The 20,956-nt window shown below is 51.9% G+C and carries 16 protein-coding genes and 1 pseudogene; 6 read left to right on the top strand and 11 right to left on the bottom strand.

The genetic code is table 11. The annotated features are described in order from the left end of the window. Positions 1-322: 322 nt before the first annotated feature. The 8 genes from CHL74_RS03410 to greA form a co-directional block, all read right to left on the bottom strand. Complete coding sequence (locus CHL74_RS03410) at positions 323-3,070, bottom strand: substrate-binding domain-containing protein (RefSeq protein WP_094879749.1); 2,748 nt, start codon at positions 3,068-3,070, stop codon at positions 323-325. Between the two features lie 951 nt (positions 3,071-4,021). Next, positions 4,022-5,143, bottom strand: coding sequence for a M23 family metallopeptidase (locus CHL74_RS03405; protein WP_176452158.1), 1,122 nt, complete (start codon positions 5,141-5,143; stop codon positions 4,022-4,024). A gap of 22 nt (positions 5,144-5,165) precedes the next feature. Next, positions 5,166-5,996: a peptidoglycan editing factor PgeF gene (gene pgeF, locus CHL74_RS03400; RefSeq protein ID WP_094879745.1), complete on the bottom strand. Its 831-nt coding sequence runs from the start codon at positions 5,994-5,996 to the stop codon at positions 5,166-5,168. Beyond that, positions 5,989-7,182, bottom strand: a complete 1,194-nt coding sequence (gene obgE, locus CHL74_RS03395; protein WP_094879744.1) for a GTPase ObgE — start codon at positions 7,180-7,182, stop codon at positions 5,989-5,991. Before obgE ends, pgeF begins: the two co-directional genes overlap by 8 nt. A 65-nt stretch (positions 7,183-7,247) precedes the next feature. Next, complete coding sequence (locus tag CHL74_RS03390; RefSeq protein WP_254923209.1) at positions 7,248-8,294, bottom strand: DUF4831 family protein; 1,047 nt, start codon at positions 8,292-8,294, stop codon at positions 7,248-7,250. Positions 8,295-8,350: 56 nt separating this feature from the next. Beyond that, entirely contained in the window at positions 8,351-9,865 is a 1,515-nt protein-coding gene (locus CHL74_RS03385; protein WP_094879742.1) for an NAD(P)H-hydrate dehydratase, read from the bottom strand. A gap of 247 nt (positions 9,866-10,112) precedes the next feature. Next, positions 10,113-10,511 (bottom strand): HIT family protein, encoded by a 399-nt coding sequence (locus CHL74_RS03380; protein WP_094879740.1) that lies wholly within the window; start codon positions 10,509-10,511, stop codon positions 10,113-10,115. Between the two features lie 49 nt (positions 10,512-10,560). Further along, complete coding sequence (gene greA / locus CHL74_RS03375; protein ID WP_094879738.1) at positions 10,561-11,028, bottom strand: transcription elongation factor GreA; 468 nt, start codon at positions 11,026-11,028, stop codon at positions 10,561-10,563. Positions 11,029-11,350: 322 nt separating this feature from the next. Between greA and CHL74_RS03370 the strand changes: the two genes are divergently transcribed. The 5 genes and pseudogenes from CHL74_RS03370 to CHL74_RS03350 all read left to right on the top strand — a co-directional run bounded on the left by CHL74_RS03370 (position 11,351) and on the right by CHL74_RS03350 (position 15,371). Further along, a complete protein-coding gene (locus tag CHL74_RS03370; RefSeq protein ID WP_094879736.1) occupies positions 11,351-12,343 on the top strand; it encodes a malate dehydrogenase in 993 nt (330 codons plus the stop codon). A 198-nt stretch (positions 12,344-12,541) separates the two neighbouring features. After that, positions 12,542-12,724, top strand: a pseudogene (locus CHL74_RS03365) (hypothetical protein); the annotation flags it as partial. A 97-nt stretch (positions 12,725-12,821) separates the two neighbouring features. Continuing rightward, entirely contained in the window at positions 12,822-13,361 is a 540-nt protein-coding gene (gene hpt, locus CHL74_RS03360; protein ID WP_094879734.1) for a hypoxanthine phosphoribosyltransferase, read from the top strand. A gap of 53 nt (positions 13,362-13,414) precedes the next feature. Then, a complete protein-coding gene (locus CHL74_RS03355; RefSeq protein WP_094879732.1) occupies positions 13,415-13,987 on the top strand; it encodes an adenylate kinase in 573 nt (190 codons plus the stop codon). Between the two features lie 166 nt (positions 13,988-14,153). Continuing rightward, positions 14,154-15,371 (top strand): sugar MFS transporter, encoded by a 1,218-nt coding sequence (locus CHL74_RS03350; protein WP_094879730.1) that lies wholly within the window; start codon positions 14,154-14,156, stop codon positions 15,369-15,371. A 79-nt stretch (positions 15,372-15,450) separates the two neighbouring features. Here the strand turns inward: CHL74_RS03350 and CHL74_RS03345 are convergent, their stop codons facing one another. The 3 genes from CHL74_RS03345 to CHL74_RS03335 are packed head-to-tail and all read right to left on the bottom strand — an operon-like array spanning position 15,451 to position 19,178. Then, positions 15,451-16,350 carry a metallophosphoesterase family protein gene (locus CHL74_RS03345; RefSeq protein WP_176452157.1) on the bottom strand — a complete coding sequence of 300 codons (900 nt, stop codon included), beginning with the start codon at positions 16,348-16,350 and terminating at the stop codon, positions 15,451-15,453. 26 nt (positions 16,351-16,376) lie between these two features. Further along, positions 16,377-17,984 carry an MGH1-like glycoside hydrolase domain-containing protein gene (locus CHL74_RS03340; protein ID WP_094879726.1) on the bottom strand — a complete coding sequence of 536 codons (1,608 nt, stop codon included), beginning with the start codon at positions 17,982-17,984 and terminating at the stop codon, positions 16,377-16,379. 54 nt (positions 17,985-18,038) lie between these two features. Then, positions 18,039-19,178, bottom strand: coding sequence for an alkaline phosphatase (locus tag CHL74_RS03335; protein WP_094879724.1), 1,140 nt, complete (start codon positions 19,176-19,178; stop codon positions 18,039-18,041). Between the two features lie 196 nt (positions 19,179-19,374). Here CHL74_RS03335 and CHL74_RS03330 point away from each other — a divergent pair, with 196 nt between their 5' ends. Continuing rightward, complete coding sequence (locus CHL74_RS03330; RefSeq protein ID WP_094879722.1) at positions 19,375-20,817, top strand: PA14 domain-containing protein; 1,443 nt, start codon at positions 19,375-19,377, stop codon at positions 20,815-20,817. Positions 20,818-20,956 lie beyond the last annotated feature (139 nt).

The following is a 20,956-nucleotide window of genomic DNA, read 5'->3' as shown; positions in this document are numbered from 1 at the left end:
CTTCTTCTTTTGATTACATTGCAAAGTTAGTGAATGTGCAGTAATACATAATACACAAATCGTTCAACGGATTACATATACGTTACATGAAACAAATTTGCTCTAACTATCTGCTTAAATGAATGAAAATTGCAGCTTGTCGGTAATATATAATATGAATCAGCAGTACAAACATAGGAGGCTGTGTGGCTACGGCGAGACGCCATAGCCTCCTATGTTAGCCTTGTAAGCTTGTAAATTCCTGCTTGCTACAAAAACAAAAAAGTGCCGGACGGTATTTCCTTCCGTCCGGCACACTCTTTATGATATGTCCTTGTTAATGTTAACGTGATTCTCCAGGACTCATTCCGAACTCGTCCTTGAAGCATTTGTTGAAGTAAGAGGGTGATGTGAATCCCACTTCGTAGGCTATTTCGGCTACGGAACGTTCGGTCTTGAGGAGGAGTTTCTTGGCTTTTTCGAGGCGAGCCTTGCGCAGAAGTTCCACGGGAGTCTGTCCCGTGAGCGCTTTCACCTTGCGATAAAGCTGCACGCGTGAGAGTCCGACGTCTGCGCCGAGGCGTTCTACGGAATATTCTGAGTCGCCCATGTTCTTCTGCATCACCTCGCGCAGTCTGCCGATGAAAGTCTGGTCAAGCGTGTTGAGGCTCTTCTCCTCCTCCTTCTCTTCGGTGGAACCGGAGAAGATGGAGCGCAGCATGGAGCGTGAACGCAGCAGATTGTCAATGCGGGCAAGCAATACAGAACCTGAGAACGGCTTCGTCAGGTATGAGTCGGCACCCGTGCCGTAGCCCTCTTCGCGCTGTTCGGTCAGCGAACGAGCCGTGAGCAGGATGACGGGGATGTGGCATGTGGCGGTGTCGGCTTTCAGCTGGCGCGTAAATTCCAGTCCGTCCATCACCGGCATCATAACGTCGCAGACCACGAGCTTGGGCACCTCGCGGCGTGCCTTCTCCAGTCCTTCCTTTCCGTTGGCAGCCTCCGAGATGTTGTATTTCTGCTTCAGTATGGAGTGGAGGTATGAGCGCATGCCTTCGTTGTCGTCAATGATGAGCACGAGCGGACGGTCATGGTCGAAGTCTTCGGCGTTGGTGATGCGCTCTGCCGACTCCTTGGCGCTGATGCTGGTGGTCACGTAATTGTCGTCGATAAGCCCTGCCTCTGCTGTCGGCTTCTCCTTTTCCACGTCCTTTGCGGGGTCGTAACCCGGCTGTGAGTCGGGCAGGCTGACCACGATGGTAAGTCCCTTGCCTTCCTCGCTTTCGCCGTGCACCTCGCCCTTATGCAGTTCCACGAACGCCTTGACGATGGACAGACCTATGCCCGTGCCGCCTTCTGCTCCTCGAGCCTGATAGAATCTCTCGAAGAGGCGCGGCAGTTCCTCCTTCGCCACACCCTTTCCCGTGTCGCTCACCTTGATGGTGTATGTATGGTTGGTGTATGCCAAGGATATGTTGATGCTTCCTCCCTTTGGTGTGTACTTGAGGGCGTTGGACATCAGATTGAAGAAGACGTGCGAAATCTTGTCGCGGTCTGCAATGATGATAGGTTCCTCCTTCACTGTTGACGTGTCCACTGTGATGGTGAGCTTGCGTCTGATGGCGATGGTGCGGAAGTCCTCCGACCACAGCGTGAGAGCCTTTTGCAGGTCGAAACGGTTGAGAACCAGCTCCGCCTTGTTGGTCTGCACCTTACGCAGGTCGAGGATTTCGCCCACGAGCTGTAGCAGAAGATGCGTGTTGCGATGAATCATCTCAAGCATTGATCGGTGCGGTGCCTTCACTGTAGGGTCTTCCAGCAGCTGCTCCGTCGGCCCTGCTATTAGCGTAAGCGGCGTGCGAAGCTCATGGCTGACGTTGGTGAAGAACTGCAGACGGCGCTGCGTCATGTCCTCTATCTCCTTGGTCAGCTGCTCCTGACGCTTTACTGCCTCCTTCAGTTTTCGGTTTATGAGAGCCTTTGTGCGGTATGCGTTGACGGCAAGGGCACATGCCACAATCAGCAATATGAGGAAGCTGACAAGTATTATAAGGTACACTCTCTGAGTCTGGAAGTCGCTTGCAGCCTTGTCCACTCTCGAGCGAAGCGTAGCAAGACGGCTCTGCTGTCTTACGGTCTCGTCATACTGCATGAGCAGCACGCTTGCGTTTTCGTGCGTTACGAGAGCTGAAGCCAGCAGATTCTCGCGCTCATACTTCTTGCCCGTAAGGATGTTCATGGCGAGCTGCATCACCTCGTCGCCACGTGTGGGGTAGGTGTAGGATGCGAACAGCTTGCCCTCGCTTATGAGCTGCATGCCGCCGCCCTCTTCGGGCATTGCGTCTATGCCGCAGAAGCGAATGCGGCTGATGTCCAAACCGTGCTTCTGGCAAGCCTTTCGTGCGCCCACTGCCATGCGGTCGTTATGTGCGAAGATGCACGTGAAGTGGGGTGGGGTGGCGGAAAGCATCGAGTCCACCACGTGATAGGCGCCCTTCTCCGTCCAGTCGGCATACAGTTTCTTCACAAGGTTGATCTTGTTCTGACCGTTTGCGATGCTCTCAAAACCGTCGGCACGCTCAATGGCTGGCGACGAAGACGAAAGTCCGCACAGCTCCACCACGTCGCTTACGCCCGCTGAAGCGAGGAAGCGTCCCATGTCAGAACCTATCTTACGGTTGTCTGCACCGATGTATGCCGTGTATTTGTCCGATCGTGTGCGTCTGTCGAAGATTATCACGGGAATGCCTTTCTCGTAGGCACGGTCGATGGCTGGCGATATGCTCACCTGTCCAGGCGCCACAATAAGAAGGTCGACATCCTCATTAACGAAGGCGTCAATCTGCTGCGTCTGCATCTTGACATCGTCATTGGCTGACTTGATGTCAAGTTTCACATTGTTATAATATAGTGCTGCGATGCGCAGCTCTTCGTTCAGCTTCTCTCGCCAAACGTCTTCCGAACATTGTGACACACCGATGACGAACCGCTTCTTTTCCTTCGTGGAGCAGGAACTGAAGAGGAACGTGAATGTTGTCGTGAATAATAATAAATATATGGCATAGAGCCGTCTATGCGAATGACCTTTCATGAAAGTTAGTCTTTAAGTAATTATCGTTGTTCGTAATACCTTATTGTTGGGTGTATGTTGTATGATACGCCAAAATTACACATTTTATTCGTTTTATGAACGGAATATAGCAAAAAAAATATAGAGAAACATTTCTGATATCCGATGAACGATAAATTAAATTCAAAATCTTGGATTCTCACTAACTTTGCAAGCGTAAGTTATAGATAAAGTTTTTAGAAGTTTTAGTTATAGATATTGGTATAGAAAAACACCCACACTTATTAATTATGCGAATAATCTTTAGTGGTAGGTTTTAGTTAGATTATGAGGTTAGTTGAATTTTGGGATAACCAAGAAAAAAAGCCGTTGGAGACAGAACTGTCACCAGCGGCTTTTGCTTTTGTTTTCTGATATCTTGCTGCCATGCAAATATCGTACAGACGGTAAAAACTTGTTACAAAATATAAATTGATTCTAGAGATTTAGATGGCTGTTTTTACGGTGTTTTGCTGCGCAAACAGCACCCAAGCCATACGATAGCGCCACTTTTACACTCCAATAGTGCCACTATTAGACAGTAAAAGTGGCACTATTGCATGATAAAAGTGCCACTATTGTAGTGTAAAAGTGGCGCTATTGCAACCAATGATGCTTGTTTGGCTCCGCTATTCATTGCACATTTCTTCCCACAACCGTATAACCAGCTACACATCAACGTATTATCGCTGCACGCTCAAAACTCAAGAATTTCGCACCAAAGATTTTGTTGTGCGCTCAACTGGGAGTATTGAGCGTTAGAAATGCAAATATTGTCTGGCAAACTAACCGATAAACAGGAATTTATCAGTGCGTTGAACCGAATTTTGAATTACAGCAGACGAGGCAAACTTAGGAGGCTACGGCGAGACGCCATAGCCTCCTATTTGTGTTTTTCTTTTGACACCCTCTTGCTTTTGCTGGTGGTGCGGCTTAATTCTGCTTCGATGTCACTCCTCCGCCCTTAGTGAAGGTGATGGTGGACTTCTGCAGCTGCTTTGAGTTGTGGTCGAAGATGAGATTGGGATTGAAGCGGCGACCCTTAAACTGTGTCTCGAAGTGGAGGTGCTCAGTGGTGGCGCGGCCGGTTCTGCCCGTCAGACCGATCACCTGACCTGCCTTGACCTTGTCGCCTGCCTTGACGAGATTGCGCGACTGGTGAGAATAAAGCGTCTCCAGTCCGTTGCTGTGGCGGATGACGATGCAGTTGCCGTAGCCGTAGTGAGGACCTGAACGCATCACCACACCATCGAAGGCGGCATGTATCTCGTCGTTAGGCTTGGTCTTGAGATCTACGCCGGAGTGGCGACGCTTGCCTCCGTAGGGGCTGATGACCTTGGCGCCGGGCAAAGGATAAGCCCATGCTTCCTCACGCATCTTCTCCAAGTTCCACTTGAACGTGTTGGATTTGGCGAACAGCTCGTCCAGCTTCATCTCCTCTTTCGTCTCCTCAAACTCCGACTTGTCGCCGAGAGCCGTTACGTTCACGTAAGCGCCGTCCTTCTCAAAGAGAAGCGTCTGGCGCTTCAGATGATGGTTCTTGAGGTTTACAACGGACGTAGGATTGATGCGTCCGCCGTTCACCATGATGCTGAAGTCGCAATAAACCTTGCCGTCGCGTTCGCCAACGATGGCTATGGTCTGTCCTGCCTTGACGTGCGCACCGACGTCAACGAGGTTCTCGGCATTGTTGCCATAGACGGTCTCCAGTCCGTTGCGGTGGCGGATGACTATGGCATTGCCAAGGTCTGGAGTTTTTCGTGAGAGGCGCACAGTTCCCTCGAACATCGCTTTCACGGCGTCGCCTTCCTTTGTGACAATCTCCACGGAGCCGTTCTTGCGTGCAGTGGCCTTGCCTACGGGCAGCGGAAACGAGTAATCGTTATCGCGCAGCGTGCCGAAGTCGAAGTTGAACGCGTCATAACTTTTGAATAGTCCGGGCGTGGCGATGGATATCTGCTGCTGTTCGGCAGCGGAGAACTGCTGCTTTACAGGTGTGGAAGCTGTCGTTGTGATGGCAACGGCGAAAGAAAGAAGGAGAGATCTGATTTTCACAATGACTTGATTTTCTGGATTTTTACTTTAAATAAATGGCGGTGTAAATCCTGCCCGACTCAGTGCCGAGGCGGCGTGCTGAGAAGAATCGGTCTGTACTGTCATACGTACAGACATCGCTCTGGATGATGTTTTCGGGCTTCACGCCCATGTGCTCCAGGATGTTGCGGTTGGCAAGGGGCAGATTGATGTGCCATTTCTGCTGGAATGCCTTTGACGGGTCGGTGGCGTCCGGACAGCGCTTTATCTGATGTTCGGCTATCGCTTCCATGTCGAAGGCGGCTTGCTCGAAGGCTGCGTACACCTCGTCGCCCACCTCGAAGTTCTTGAGCGAGATGCCTGGACCGATGATGGCTTTCAGCTTCTCTGGCTCGGTGTGATAGGCGATGCGCATTTCTTCCAAAGCCTTGTGCGCTATTCTGCCCAGCGTGCCACGCCATCCGGCGTGTATGGCGCAGACGGCGCGATGTTCTTCGTCATACAATAATATAGGTATACAGTCGGCTGTGGAAACTCCCACGCACACGCCCTCCACGTTGGTCATCATCGCATCCACGCCGTCGATGAGCATGTCCTTGATGTTCTGGGGCAGGGTGAGATATTCGCTGCCGATGATTCGCGTCTCGGTGCCGTGTACCTGGTGGGGCACGATGATGTTTGGCAATGCGATGCCGATGGTTTCGGAGAGCAGCTGACGGCATGCCGAAACGTGTTCGGGGCAGTCTCCGCAGTACATGTTTATGTTGAACGACGAATAGCGGTCGGCTTCGTCGGCGCCACAACGGGTGGTGGAGAATGCCGCAGCACCCTCCCCAATGTTGTAAGTAAGAAGTTCGAGAGACGGTTTAGTCATTCTTTCCGTCCTCCTCGTACTCGTATTCGAAGTCGTCAAGGTCGTCGAAGTCGTCTGCGTCCTCAATGTCGTCCTCGTCAATGTATTCAATTTCGTCCTCGCCCTCAGCCTGCATCTCTGCAAGGAAGCGCGTCATGTCCTTGTCGCGGTGTACGATGATGTCCTCCGAAGTGATGCTCTGCAGCTTGTTGCTCTCGGCGTTAAGCTCGCGCCAGAGCAGGTCTTTAAGCTCCTGTATGCCCTGTCCGGTGACAGAAGATATGAACACCACGGGGAGATCGTCGGGCAATGTCTCGCGAAGCATGTCGATAAGTTCCTCGTCCAGCATGTCGCACTTAGTGACGGCGAGCACGCGGTGCTTGTTGAGCATCTCGGGATTAAACTTCTCCAGCTCGCTCTTCAGCAGCTCATATTCGCGCTTTATGTCGTCCGTGTCGCCCGGCACCATGAAGAGGAGGAGTGAGTTGCGCTCGATGTGGCGGAGGAAACGCAGTCCGAGACCCTTTCCTTCGCTGGCTCCCTCGATGATTCCGGGGATGTCAGCCATGACGAACGACTTGTGGTCGCGATAGTCCACGATGCCGAGAGAAGGCTCGAGCGTGGTGAAGGGATAATTGGCAATCTTCGGACGGGCGCTCGATACGGCTGAAAGGAGAGTTGACTTGCCTGCGTTAGGCAGACCCACAAGACCCACATCGGCGAGCAGCTTAAGCTCGAGGATGATGGTCATCTCCTCCATCGGTTCGCCCGGCTGTGCGTAACGGGGCGCCTGATTGGTGGCAGTACGGAACTGGAAGTTACCGAGTCCGCCTCGTCCTCCCTTGAGCAGCACCACCTCCTGTCCGTCGTAAGTGACGTCGCAGACATACTTGCCGGTTTCAGCGTTGTAGACAACGGTGCCGCAGGGCACGTCGATGTATACGTCCTTGCCGTCCTTTCCGTGGCACTTGTCGCGTCCGCCGTTGCCTCCGTGTTCTGCGAAGACGTGGCGCTGGAATTTTAGGTGGAGCAGTGTCCAGTAGTTATGGTTGCCTCTGAGGATGATGCTTCCTCCGTGTCCGCCGTCGCCACCGTCCGGTCCGCCGTTCGGATTATACTTGACGTGTCTGAGGTGCATTGATCCACGTCCGCCCTTTCCCGAGCGGCAATATATCTTTACGTAGTCTACAAAGTTTGATTCTGCCATTTCTTGTCTTTCTGTATATTTTCTTTCTGTTTCTTATAATTTTGTTTCTTGCTTTGTTGTGCCTCTTATTCGAGCGGTTCGGTTTCGAGCGACACGACGCTTCCGGTAGCTGAGTCGAGCAGTATCTTCGATGTGAGCTTCTTTCCGAACAGCATTCCTGAAAGCATCTTCACCTCTCCGAACTGTGCCGCCCATGCCTCGTATTGCGCTATCTTCTTGCCAGCAGCGGAAAGCGTCATGCGCATCTTGCCGGGGAGGATGACGCCAAGCTGGAAGTCTTCCTTCTTTGCGCTTTCTACTACGTCAAGTTCTTCTTCATCCAACCCTAAGTCGTCCACTTTGATGCGGTAAGGCTCGCCGGAGAAGTCGTCTGCGGTAAGCAGTCCGAACTTGCGCGAGAAGCGGAATGCCACCTGGTCTTTCTGTGTCTTCTCAGGCACGAAGGTCAGCACTGTCTCCGTTGTGTCCGTGGTAGTGGTGCCCTGGAAGAGCTGCATGAGTGCAGCCTCCTGCTTGTTGAGCTGGGCGTACATGATGCGGAGCTGCTCTCCGTCCTTCGGCATGAAGTCGGCTTCGCCTCGTGAGAGCTGGTTGCGAGAGTCGCGGATGTCGTAAATTTCCTGCGCCACAAGCTGTGCCATCTTGGGCAGATTGCCTGCCGAGAGGATGTCCTGACTCATATAGTCGTTGGGATTGAGTGGCGCTGGCTTTGCCGAGGGAGTGAAAGGAGCTGGCTCCTCCACACGCTTGGCGCGGGTGTTGATGGCGCGAAGCACGCCGTTAGGGTCGCAGTCGATGGAGAGGATGCTGTGCTTCTTGTCCACGGGGAGGAAGAAGCGGAGATCCTTGTCGGGCACGCCGGTCGTGGTGAACGATACGCCTACGATGCGATAGTTGTCCTGCTGTGTGGTAATGCCTTTCTTCTGGAAGTAGAGTTCAGAGAACTCAGCGAGTTTTCCGGGCTTGGTGGTGGTCTTCTCCACAAGCACAGACATGCGTACAGCCGTCTTCGGGAGGAAATATTCGAAACCCTCGGTCTTCTTTTCTCCTGCATTAGCCGACATGCATGTGAGCAATAAGATGGCGGCTATGATGCTTTTTATGTTCTTCATAAGAGCTGTCATTATGTTGTTGGTTCTTTCTTTTGGGTGTTTAATGTTAGGGATGTTTATTGGGCGAGACGCTTGAATGCTTCTGGCAGTGCGTCGATGATGTCTGATGCGATGAGGCTCTCCTTGCCCATCTTCTCTGCTGCGATGTCGCCAGCCAGTCCGTGCAGATACATTCCCACGATGCAGGCGTTCTTGCGTGAATAGCCTCTTGCGAGAAGGGCGGTGATGATGCCGGTGAGGACGTCGCCGCTTCCTGCTGTTGCCATGCCGGAATTGCCTGTGGTGTTGAAGATGACGTCGCCGCTTGGGAGGCAGAGTGCTGAATGATGACCCTTGAGAAGGATGTATGCACGCAGACTTTCAGCCATCTCGCAAGCCACGTTGAGGCGTTCGCTGTCTGAGTGGCAGCATGTGGAAGCTATTCTGTCGAACTCTCTCGGATGCGGTGTCATGATGACATTGTCGGGCAGCTGGTTTATCCATGTGCCGTGCGATCCGAGCATGTTGAGGGCGTCGGCGTCGAGGACGATGGGGCATGTGGTCTGCTGGAGCTGTGACATGAGAGCAAGGGCAGAGCCTTCCTGACGTCCGAGTCCCGGTCCGATGCCCACGGCGTCGAAGTCGTCTGTGGCTACAGCCTCAGAGTAATAGTCCTCACGGTCGAGCATGAGCACGGCTTCGGGCACAGCCACCTGCATGATGTTGTAGTTTGGGCGTGGCGTGAGAGCCGTCACCTTGCCCACACCGCTTCGCAGACATGCTCTTGTGGCAAGCGCTGCGGCTCCTGCCATGCCGTATGTGCCGGCGATGATGAGCGCGTGTCCCATCATTCCCTTGTTGGCGAAGTCGTCACGAGAGCGCAGGTTGTCCTTTATGTAGCTCTCCTCGATGATGTTGAACTTAGTGGGGATGCTCTCTATGTATTCCTTTGAAAGACGTATGTCGAGCACTTCCACCTTGCCAAGATACTTCTGTGTGTCGGCGAAGAGCATCGCCAGCTTCTTCATGTGGAGCGTCAGCGTGAGGTCAGCTCGTACGATGTTGCTGCCCTGGTCGAAGCTGTTGTTTTCCGTCAGCAGTCCGCTTGGCATGTCGATGCTCACAACGAAGGACGGCGACTGATTGATATACTTGACGAGAGAGGCGAATCCTCCCGTTAACGGCTTGTTGAGGCCGGACCCGAAGAGTCCGTCAATGACGAGTGTCTTGGGCGTGAGCTTGGGCGGATCAAAGTCGGTGGTTATCTCCGTGAACTTGTGTACGAGTCCGCCGTTGACGAGGCGGTCTCTGTTTTTCTCGCAGTCTTCAGACAGGTTGCTGTGGATATTGAAGAGATAAGTGTCGACGATGTATCCTTTCTCCGTCAGCATGCGTGCCACGGCGAGGGCGTCACCACCGTTGTTACCTGGTCCTGCGAAGACCACGATGGGCGTGGACTGGCTCCACTGCTGCGTGATGGCGAGCATAATGGCGCGTGCAGCACGCTCCATAAGGTCTATGGAGGCTATTGGTTCGTGTTCGATTGTGTAGTTGTCGAGCTCATGGATTTGTGCTCCAGTCAGTATTTTCATATTGTGTCGTTGTTGTTTGTCGGCACGTCGCCTGTGATTAGCCGCCGTGCCGTTTACGTCTTTACATTATTGTTCAGTTTACAAAAATACCAAAAATAGTTAGAATATAAGTGGTTTTGACGTTTTTTATACTGTTTGCATAGTGTTTTTTAGATAAAACAAAAGCGCCACCGTTCCGTTATGGAGCAGTGGCGCTTCAGTTTTTGTCTTTACGCTTTGTCTGTGGGTGTCGTTTATGGACAGGCTGTTAGAGCTTCTGGAACTCTGCGTAAATCTTGTCAGCAATCTCTTTCATCTCCTCTTCCGGGAGCTGCAGCTTGGGGTTGGAGAAGAGCATGTCCTTCTCTGACTGCATGGGAATGAGGTGGATGTGTGCGTGCGGAACCTCCAGGCCAAGCACAGCCTCGCCTACTTTAATGCAGGGGAATGCGTTCTTGATGGCAATAGCCACCTTCTTGGCGAACACCTGGTACTCTGCAATCTCGTCGTCCTCCATGTCGAAGATGTAGTCGACCTCGCGGCGGGGAATGACGAGAGTGTGTCCTTTTACGAGAGGGTTGATGTCGAGGAAAGCGTAGAAACGCTCGTTCTCGGCGCACTTGTAGCTGGGAATCTCACCAGCGGCAATCTTTGAGAAAATGTCCATAGTCGTAAGATTTTGCTTTCCGTATGGTGCCTGATGTCTGGCACGTGAGTTATTCTATTGTAATCTTGTCGATACGCAGATGGATAATTCCGCGCGGAATCTTGATTTCCACCTCGTCGCCCACCTTGTGGTTGAGCAGGCCCTGTGCGATAGGAGTGGTGATGGATATCTTTCCTTCGCGGAGATTGGCCTCGCTCTCGCTGACGATGGTGTATGTCATCTTCGCCTTGTTGTTGAGATTGGTCATCTCCACCTTAGAGAGAATCTGCACGCAGTCAGTGCTAAGGCGTGATGGGTCGAGAATCTTAGCCTCGGCGATAGTTACCTTTATACGGTTTATCTTTTCTTCCAGATGAGCCTGAGCCTCCTTGGCGGCGTCATACTCGGCGTTCTCGCTCAAGTCTCCCTTGTCTCGGGCTTCAGCAATGGCGGCCGATGCCTTGGGGCGCTCTACAGACTCAAGCTGCTTGAGTTCGGCCACGAGCTTGTCGTAGCCTTCTTGTGACATGTAAGCCATAATTAAGAATCTTTGTTTTTTTGTTTGTTTTATTGTTATGTATATGCTAAATAAAAAACCAAGAATTCCGACATTGGTCTTACTGCCGAAATTCTCAGTTCCTATTACGTCCAAAAAGTTATTCGTTTGCAAAGATAGTCAATTAATTCCATACGGACAAGTGTTTCAGTCTTTTTAATTTAGCCTTCTTTTTTATACGTCATAATGTTTGTAAGTTTCAAAAAAATTGTATCTTTGCATTGTCAATTAAGCCACTGCTGAAGTAGTGTAGCTCAAAAACGACTTATTCATATTTATAACACTTATAAAAACATTATTTATTATGGCATTTTTAAGTAACGAGAAACTCTTGATCGTCGGTGCAGGCGGCATGATTGGTTCAAACATGGTTCAGAGCGCTCTTATGCTCGGTCTTACTCCTAACATCTGTCTCTATGACATCTACGAGCCGGGTGTACACGGCGTGTTTGACGAGATGCAGCAGTGCGCATTCCCTGGTGCAAACCTCTCTTATACCGTAGATCCCAAGGAGGCTTTCACAGGCGCTAAGTACATCATCTCTTCAGGTGGTGCTCCCCGTAAGGACGGCATGACTCGTGAGGACCTTCTCAAGGGTAACTGCCAGATCGCTGCTGAGTTCGGCGACAACATCAAGAAGTACTGCCCGGACGTAGAGCACGTAGTTGTTATCTTCAACCCGGCTGACGTTACAGCCCTCACAGCTCTTATCCACTCAGGTCTGAAGCCCAACCAGCTCACCTCACTCGCTGCTCTCGACTCTACACGTCTGCAGCAGGCTCTCGCCCTCGAGTTCGGCGTACAGCAGGACAAGGTGACAGGCGCTCACACATACGGTGGCCACGGCGAGCAGATGGCAGTCTTCGCTTCACAGGTGAAGGTTGACGGCAAGCCTCTCGCAGAGATGGGTCTTTCTGACGAGCGTTGGGAAGAGATCAAGCACCACACAGTACAGGGTGGCTCTAACATCATCAAGCTCCGTGGCCGCTCTTCATTCCAGAGCCCGGCTTACAACGCTGTTAAGATGATTGAGGCTGCTATGGGTGGTGAGAAGTTCACATTGCCCGCTGGTTGCTACGTTAAGTGCGACAAGTGTGGCTTCAAGAACGTAATGATGGCTATGCCTTCTACTATCGACAAGACTGGCGTTCACTTCGTAGAGCCTACTGGCACTGAGGAGGAGAAGGCAAGCCTCGCTAAGTCTTACGAGCACCTCTGCAAGATGCGCGACGAGATCGTAGAGCTCGGCATCGTTCCCCCAGTTGAGAAGTGGAGCGAGATGAACCCGAACCTCTAATCAAGGCGTTTACGCTTTAATCAAGGCGTTTAAATAACAGGCGCCCCTGACTTCCCTCTTTCAGGATGTCAGGGGCGCCTTTTCGTTTATATATACAACAACAAATCGTTTTATACAGAACAACAAACTTACAAATGAAACTATCTACTATAATCCTCACTCTTCTTCTTGGCGCCTCTTATGTGACGGCGCAGACCGCCAAACCTAAATACCGACTTACCTGGCAGGACCATTATGGAAGGACAATATCCTTTTGACCGTCCTTACTATCTGCTCATAGACATGCAAACCGAAGGTTCGTGGGTGGGCAAGGCCATAAAGAGCGAGCTGCCCGTAGAGATGGAGATTGACTGGGTGAAGATGTATGACCTTGTGGAATAACATAGGTGTGCGTCCGAAATAGCTGTTTTTTATACTAACACGCTCGTAATTCGGATTTTTTTGTCTAATTTTGCACTAACTTTAAGCACATAATCCTATGAGTATAATAAAAGTAAAGGACAAGACCTTCAAGACCTCCATCCCTGAGGCGCAAATCCTTGAGCGTGTGAAGGCTGTCGCAGACCGTATAAATACCGATATGGCTGACAAGAATCCTCTCTTGCTTGCCATGCTTAACGGCTCTTTCATCTTCGCCGCCGACCTCATGCGCTACATCAACGTGCCGTGTGAGATTTCGTTCGTGAAGATGTCTTCCTATGCCGGAACATCATCAACTGGCAACGTAAAGCAGCTTATCGGACTGAATGAGGACATCAAGGGCCGCACGGTAATCGTCGTGGAGGACATCATCGAGTCTGGTCTTACAATGAAGACTCTTCTCAATATGCTTCAGGAAAAGCAGCCGGAGGCTGTGCATGTATGCACGCTCCTGCTCAAGCCTGAATGTCTGGAGGTGCCCCTTGACATCAAGTACGTGGCAATGGAGATTCCTAACGACTTCATTCTCGGCTACGGTCTTGACTATGACCAGCAGGGACGCAACCTGCGCGACATCTATACAGTCGTGGAGGAATAACTACAAAATACGCAATAGCATAACATTATATAACTAATATAAGTAATAAAAAGATGAAGAACATCGTAATTTTCGGCGCCCCGGGCTCAGGTAAGGGCACACAGAGCGACCTTATGATCGAGAAGTATGGCTTCAACCATATCTCTACTGGTGACGTGCTCCGCGCTGAAATCAAGAACGGAACAGAACTCGGCAAGACTGCCAAGGGATTTATCGACAACGGACAGCTCATCCCCGACGAGCTGATGATTGACATTCTCGCAAGCGTATATGACAGCTTCGGCAAGGAGCACAAGGGCGTAATCTTCGACGGTTTCCCCCGTACAATCCCGCAGGCTGAGGCTCTCAAGAAGATGCTCGCAGAGCGCGGACACAAGGTGGCTGCCATGATTGAGCTTGACGTTCCTGAGGACGAGCTGATGAAGCGTCTCATCAAGCGTGGTCAGGAGAGCGGTCGTTCAGACGACAACGCTGAGACCATCAAGAAGCGCCTCGACGTTTATCACAACCAGACAGCTCCGCTCATCGAGTGGTATGCTGGTGAGGGCATCCATCACCACATCAACGGACTCGGCGAACTGCCCCGTATCTTCGGCGACATCTGCGCTGTTATCGACGCTCTCTAAACCAACGGTTTAGACTTATATCGATATAGGCACATACATATTATTATATAAGACAGCCATTTCAAGGTCATCAATGAAGCCTTGGGATGGCTGTTTTTAGTTCTAAACTGAATTAAAGCCTTCCGAAAAGGGCGAAACAATCTAAAAAAGCACTAACTTTGCACCCATGATACAAAACAAGACTTCATTGAGCAGCAAGCAATATGCCGTGCCGTTCATCCTTATCACCTCACTCTTCTTCATGTGGGGCTTTGCTCGCGCCATTCTCGACGTGCTTAACAAGCACTTCCAGAACGAGCTGGACATCACCATCACACAGTCATCGTTGATACAGGTGACCACATATCTCGGCTATTTCCTCATGGCAATACCCGCTGGTCTCTTCATCAACCGACAGGGTTATCGTCGCGGCGTGGTCTTCGGACTGACGCTTTTCGGACTCGGTTCGCTGGCGTTCATCCCGTGTTCCATGGCAAATACCTTCTATGCCTATCTCGTGGCGCTCTTCATCATCGGTTGCGGACTGGTGTTCCTTGAGACCTCTGCCAATCCTTACGTAACGGAATTGGGTCCGAAAGAGACCGCTACGGCACGACTTAACTTCTCGCAGTCGTTCAATGGTGTAGGCTCGATGTTCGCCACTCTCGTTGTCGGCAGCTTCCTTTTCCAGGGCTCAGGCGAGGCAGGAAACGGAGCAAGCGCCGTCGTTCCGTATACCATTATGGGCGTACTGGTGCTCCTCATTGCCCTTGTCTTCTCACGTGTAAACCTTCCTGAGATTGCACATGATGATGATGCCGAAACCAAAGAGGGCGGTCATAACATCTCGAAGCTCTTCTCCAACAGATGGTTTGTCTGCGGACTCATTGCGCTTCTCGCCTACGAGGTGGCAGAGATAAGCATCAATTCGTACTTCATCAACTTCGTTACGGGCGAGGGATGGATGGACGCACAGTCAGCTTCCACCATTCTTACCATCGGCTTGGGCGTATTCATGATTGCCCGTTTCATCGGAGCGGCAGTTATGAGTAGCGTGGCAGCAGAGAAGTATCTGCTCATCTGCGGCGTCGGAACGGTGGTCTGCATCACGCTCTTGCTTTGCGATCTCGGTCGTGAAGTCTCGATAGCAGCCCTGCTCGGCAACTACTTCTTCGAGGCCATCATGTTCCCCACCATCTTCTCCCTCACTTTGCGCGGACTTGGCGGACTGACAAAGAGTGCTTCGTCCATCCTGATGATGACCCCCGTAGGCGGTTGCGGTTTCCTCATCATGGGTCTTGCTGCCGACCACGCCTCCAGCTTCGTCCTTCCTTTCTTCATCCCTCTCGCAGGTTACGCCATCGTCATGGCATACGCATGGAGCGTAGTGAAGAAGACCAACTGATAAGTCAGACTTAAGAAAGATATAATAACAGAAGCGCACTTTAGTAATTGCTAAAGTGGCGCTTCTGTATACATATAGTTTACTTCTTCTCTACCTTCTGGAAGTTGCCGTTTCCGTCAATCACTTCGTACGTATCCACCGATACCTTCTTGCCTTTGATGGTCAGGACGTCGAAGGAGGCGTTGCCGTCGCTGTCTCGCCAGGCATTGTTGACCTGATGGATTTCGTGTCCGCGATAGTGCTGTACGGAAGCCTCGTGGGTGTGTCCCACGAAGAAGGCGGCGAGGTTATACTGCTCGAGGATGTCGAAGAGCTGCGTGCGCTGCTCCTCCGTCCACCATTCGAGCGCCCACTTGTCGAAGCCGTAGTGCTGTACGTAAACCACTGGTCGACCGTCTGCGGCATACTTCTTCAGGTCGTCGGCTATCCATTGCATGTTGCTCTCGCAATAGGTGGTTTCGCCGGCTGCAAGCTGTCCGCACACGAAGTGCACACCGCCTATGTCGAACGAGTAAGAGCGCGATGAGCGATGGATGTTCTTTATGCGTCCGGCGTTCTTCAGGTCCAGCAGGATGGAGTCGAGATAATGCAGATTAAACTCCATGCCGATGCGGTTCTGTTCGGGTCGTCCGTTCTCCGGCGAGATGTCGTGATTGCCGAAAGTGGGGTATGTGTCGTAATGAATCTGCATATATCCCGCCCCTCGTTCCCAGCGTTGTCGGTAGAGGTCGAGTATTCTCGGGTCAGACTTGTCGAAGAGGTCGCCGGCGAGAATCACGCCGTCCAGTCGCATTCTCTCGCCAAGCGCGTTGATGGCAAGCACGTGATGATACTGGTCGGTTTCGGGCGGCATGTCGAAATGTAGGTCGGCGGCTATCACCACCGTACAGTTAGGCTCCTTCTTCTTCTCAGAGGCATATCCGTTTATGGCGGACAGTCCGAAGAGCAGCAGAGCTGCGAATAGCATTTTTGTTATCATTTCCTGTTTGTCTTGTCTTAGTGGTTTCAGATTACGTTGTTTCCTTCTTTCACTTCCTTCTCCACGCTCTCGCCGTTGCCCCATACGAGGGTAAGCTTAAACGGAATGTTGGAGTGGATGGTCACCTTCGGCTTGTCGTTCACGGAGCTGCGCTTTGCCACCTTGAACGAGATGTTGCCTTTCTCGCCGAGCGGATAGCGTTCGATGCCGTAAGCGTCCGTCAGCTGCACGTCCAGCGTAACGTGATTGTCCTGGATGTCAGCGCGGATGCCGAAGATGTACTCTATGAGGTCGGCGATGGGCGGCAGTCCGGTCCATCCCACGAAGTCCTTGCGAGCCATAAAGCCGGGCGAAGCGCTCTCCGGTGCATAATATTCCCAGAACGTACCGGTCTTCTTATATACGTCCAGCACGTTGTTATAGTGATTCATGACGATGTCGTGGGCAAGACGTCTGTAGCCTTTATTGACAAGACCTGAGATAACCATGTAGTTGGTGCCGGGCCATACGCCTCCAACCCAATAGCGTCCGTTGGCCTTATACTTGGGGTTGTCGGCTGCGAGCGAAGCCACGCGGTGCGGGCGGTTGAATTTGCACGTGTCGTCCAGATGCTCCACCAGTCTGTCGAGGCGCTCTTTTGGCAGCACGTCTGTATGGAGAGCCCAGTAGGCGTAGATGCCCTGCGTGGTGGAGAGCGAGTCGTTGGCAAACTGGTCGTACAGGAATCCGTCGCGTTCGCTCCACATATTCTTGTTGATGTAAGCCGTGAGGTTCTTGATGTCGTCCTCAAACTCCTCTATCTCCTGCCAGCGCTCCAGATAGAATCCCATCTTCAGCAGGATGTTCGCCACCATTATCTGCTGCAGGCAGGCGTCCAGCCATATCATGTGACCGTTGCTGTAGATGGTGTTATATCCCTCCGGCACGCGCGGCATGTTGTCCATGCCCGTTCCCCATCCGCTGCTCCAGTAGGTGCCGTTGCGCCACGTGCGGTTCAGCTTCAGCCACTTATAGTATGCTGCCAGCACGGGGAACACCTTGTTGAGGCGGTTGTCGTCGCCGAACTGCGTGAAGTAGAGCCATTCTGACCACGGCAGAAGGTTCGGTCCCGTGGACGTGGGGTCGTAGCGTCCGAAGCAGTCGGATCCGTCAGCGCGAATCTCTCGGCAGATGAATCCGTCAGGATGCTGCTTGGCGTAGAAGTTGTCCAGCGTCTTCTGGAACGGGAAGAAGCGGTCTCCGTATCGGCAGAACATCGTTATGAAGGCGTCGTCCCACATAAAGATGTTGCCGTTGTATGCGGGCGAGATGTATGACGTCACGAAGCCTGAGTTGTCAAGCGGCTGGCATACGTTCTTGATGCCTATCTGCCACGCCTTCCAGTACATCTCTATCTCCTTCTCATGGCCTTCCCAATAGGGTGCGGGCAGCACCTTCTTTGCCTGTTCGAAGGAGCCTGGCTTGGGCTTCTCCACCTTCGCCGTGCGGAACGTATTCTCCGCCACCAGCGTCTGCATCACGTACGTGTTCTTGTAAGGCAGCTTGTAAAGCGGCGAACCGGACGAAATGAGATTCTGGGCGGGCGACAGCATTGCGAAGAGCGAGGCTGTCAGGGTTATTATTGTTTTCTTCATTATTATAAATGTTATATTGAAGGTTCTCTCCTACACGATAGCCTTTCGTTTGCTTTATTCTCCCTCAGTCATAAGCTTCTTTATCTTCTTGAACACATCCGTATTCTCGAAGATGCCTGTGAAGTTCTCAGCTCCAGGACCGAAGGCATACACGGGCACCATTGCTCCCGAGTGGTCCTTTGTGGAGAAGCAGCACTCCACGCGTCCCTCGTCCTTGTTGCCGTTTACGAGTGTCAGACCGCCGGTCTCGTGGTCGGCAGTCACCACAACGAGTGTCTCGCCGTCCTTGGCAGCCCACTTCATCACCTCGCCCACGGTCTGGTCGAAGTCGAGCGTCTCTTTCATAAGGAGGTCCAGCTGATTGAAGTGACCGTAGTCGTCGAGCTGCGAACCTTCAATCATCATGAAGAAGCCGTTCTTGTTCTGGTTCATGAGGCTGATGCCCTTCATTGATGCACGCGCCAAGAGGTCACCGCGCTCGTCAGGCAGGGGAGTGTCCTTGTCATAAGGCACGGCGAAGATGCGGCTGTTCTTGTCGTAGGCGAAGAAGTCGTCCAGCGTGCGCGACACGTGATAGCCCTTCTTCTGAAGTTCCTTGAATATGTCGCGACCGTCCTTGCGGTTGGTGAATTTCTGCGCACCGCCGCCGAAAACGAAGTCTACTCCGCTTGTAGGATAATCGCCGACAAGCTCCTCCTCCTTATCGCGGTCGATGTTATGGCAGCAGAAGTCGCACGGAGTGGCGTCCCACAGACGGCATGTCACAGCCATGCCAGCGTCCTTGCCCAGCTCCTTAGCCACGTCTACGAGCGAAGTCAGCGGCTTGCCCTCTGGGTCGACGCCCACGGCATGATAGACGGTCTTAACGCCTGTGGCAAGCGAAGTGCCGCCCGAACCGGAGTCGGTCACCAGCTTTTTTACAGCCCACGTTTTCGACAGGCCCGTAGCCTGAGCATTCTCCAGCCATAGCTTGCCGCGGTTGGCAGTCCAAGCCGTATAGACGTGCATGAGGCTCATGCCGTCGCCGATCATGAGTATGACGTTCTTCACCTTCTTGCCCTTCGGCGCCTGGAGCTTCTCCACGGCGTAAGGATGTTCGTATGTGAAGGTCTGTGTGGGCATGTTGTACTGTGCGTTGGCGCTATGTACGCAAAGTGCGAGTGCGGCAGCTGCGAAAATTTTCCTTAATGTCATAGTGATGTGTAAAATTTGAAGATTGTTATTATCGGATAGATTGGTTTGTTTATGATTATTGCTATACAAAGGTAGTGGAATTTAGCTGTATTGCAAAGGGAATGTATGTATTTTCTCGGGAAAAAGCGTTACATTTGCATATCATAATCTAACGATAAACAAATCATAATCTAACAGTAATAAATAGTGAGAACACATGAAAAAAAATCTATTGTTTACTTTGTTCCTGCTGCTGGTTGTGGCTACGTCTTTCGCCCAGCGCCAGTTCAGATTCAAGGACGGAAAGTTCAAGGTGGTGCAGTTCACGGACATCCATTGGGACCCTAAATCGCCCGGATGCGACACCACGCGAAACACCATTCTGTCAGTCCTGAAGCAGGAGAAGCCAGACATCGCCATACTTACCGGCGACGTCGTTACCGACAATCCCGCACGTAAGGGATGGGAGGCCATAGTGAAGATATTCGAGGACGCAAAGATGCCGTTCGCAGTCACTATGGGCAACCACGATGCCGAGCCGCAATACATGAGCAAGAAGGACATCTATGACCTCCTTATGCGTTCACCTTACTTTGTCGGTTCGCACGGACCGAAGGGCATTCACGGACACGGACAGCACGTCATTCCCGTGTATGGAGAGAAGAACAAGGACAAGGCTGAGGCGCTGCTTTACTGCATCGACTCGAACGATTATCCCGAGACGGACGAACTGGGACATTACGACTGGATTCACTTCGACCAGATTGCATGGTATCGTGAGCAGAGCAAGCACTATACGCAGCTCAACGGTGGCAGTCCGCTGCCCGCATTGGCGTTCTTCCATATAGCCCTTCCCGAATATCGCAATCTGATGAACCGCAAGGGCACCTGGGGAAAGTGTGATGAGGGCGAGGTGTGCGCGGCTGACATCAACAGCGGCATGTTCGCCTCGTTCGCGGAATGCAAGGATGTGATGGGCGTGTTCGTAGGGCATGACCACGACAACGACTTCATCGGACAGGAGAAAGCCATCTGCCTGGCTTACGGACGTGTGACCGGAACGGACGCTTACGGCGGCCTGGTGCGTGGCGGACGTGTGATAGAGATGTACGAAGGTCAGAGACGCTTCGATACGTGGATTACCACTCCAGCAGGTCGTGAGTTTACCTATTATTATCCTTCCGGCATCACGTCCATAGACGAGGAGGGTCCTTACCTTCCGGCGCTGAACGTGAAGCCGACAAAGCATGGCGTCAACTATACGTACTATGAGGGCAAATTCAAGAAGACCGCCGACATTGCTAATGGCGAAAAGGTGAAGGAGGGCGTGCTCCGCAACTTCATCATCACGGAGGCAAGAAGCGATGATCATTTCGCTTACGACTTCCGTTCGTACATCAAGATTCCTGCAAAGGGCGTCTACTACTTCGACATAGCTTCAGACGACGGCTCGCGTCTCTTCATCGACGGCAAGGAGATTATAGACAACGACGGTTCGCACAGTCAGGAGTTTGTATCCGGCAAGGTTGCGCTCGAAGCCGGTTTCCATGAGATGAGAATACTGTACTTCGAGGACTATATGGGACAAAGCCTGAAGATAAAGATAACGGATAAGAACGGCAGCAGCATTCTGCCAGACGAAATGCTGTATGTGAAGTAAACAATAGGAATTGTTATGCCGAAAGGCTTATAATGTAGTCTTACTTCGGTCGATGTAAGCATGCGTATCAATTGATGTAAGCATGTGCATCGACCGAAGTAAGCATGTGTATCAGCTGAAGTAAGATGACTTTAGCTTT

The sequence above is a fragment of the Prevotella sp. 885 genome, assembly GCF_002265625.1.
GTDB lineage: Bacteria > Bacteroidota > Bacteroidia > Bacteroidales > Bacteroidaceae > Prevotella.
Note: the sequence above shows the minus strand (reverse complement) of the source record. Positions and strands in the feature narration are given on the sequence as shown.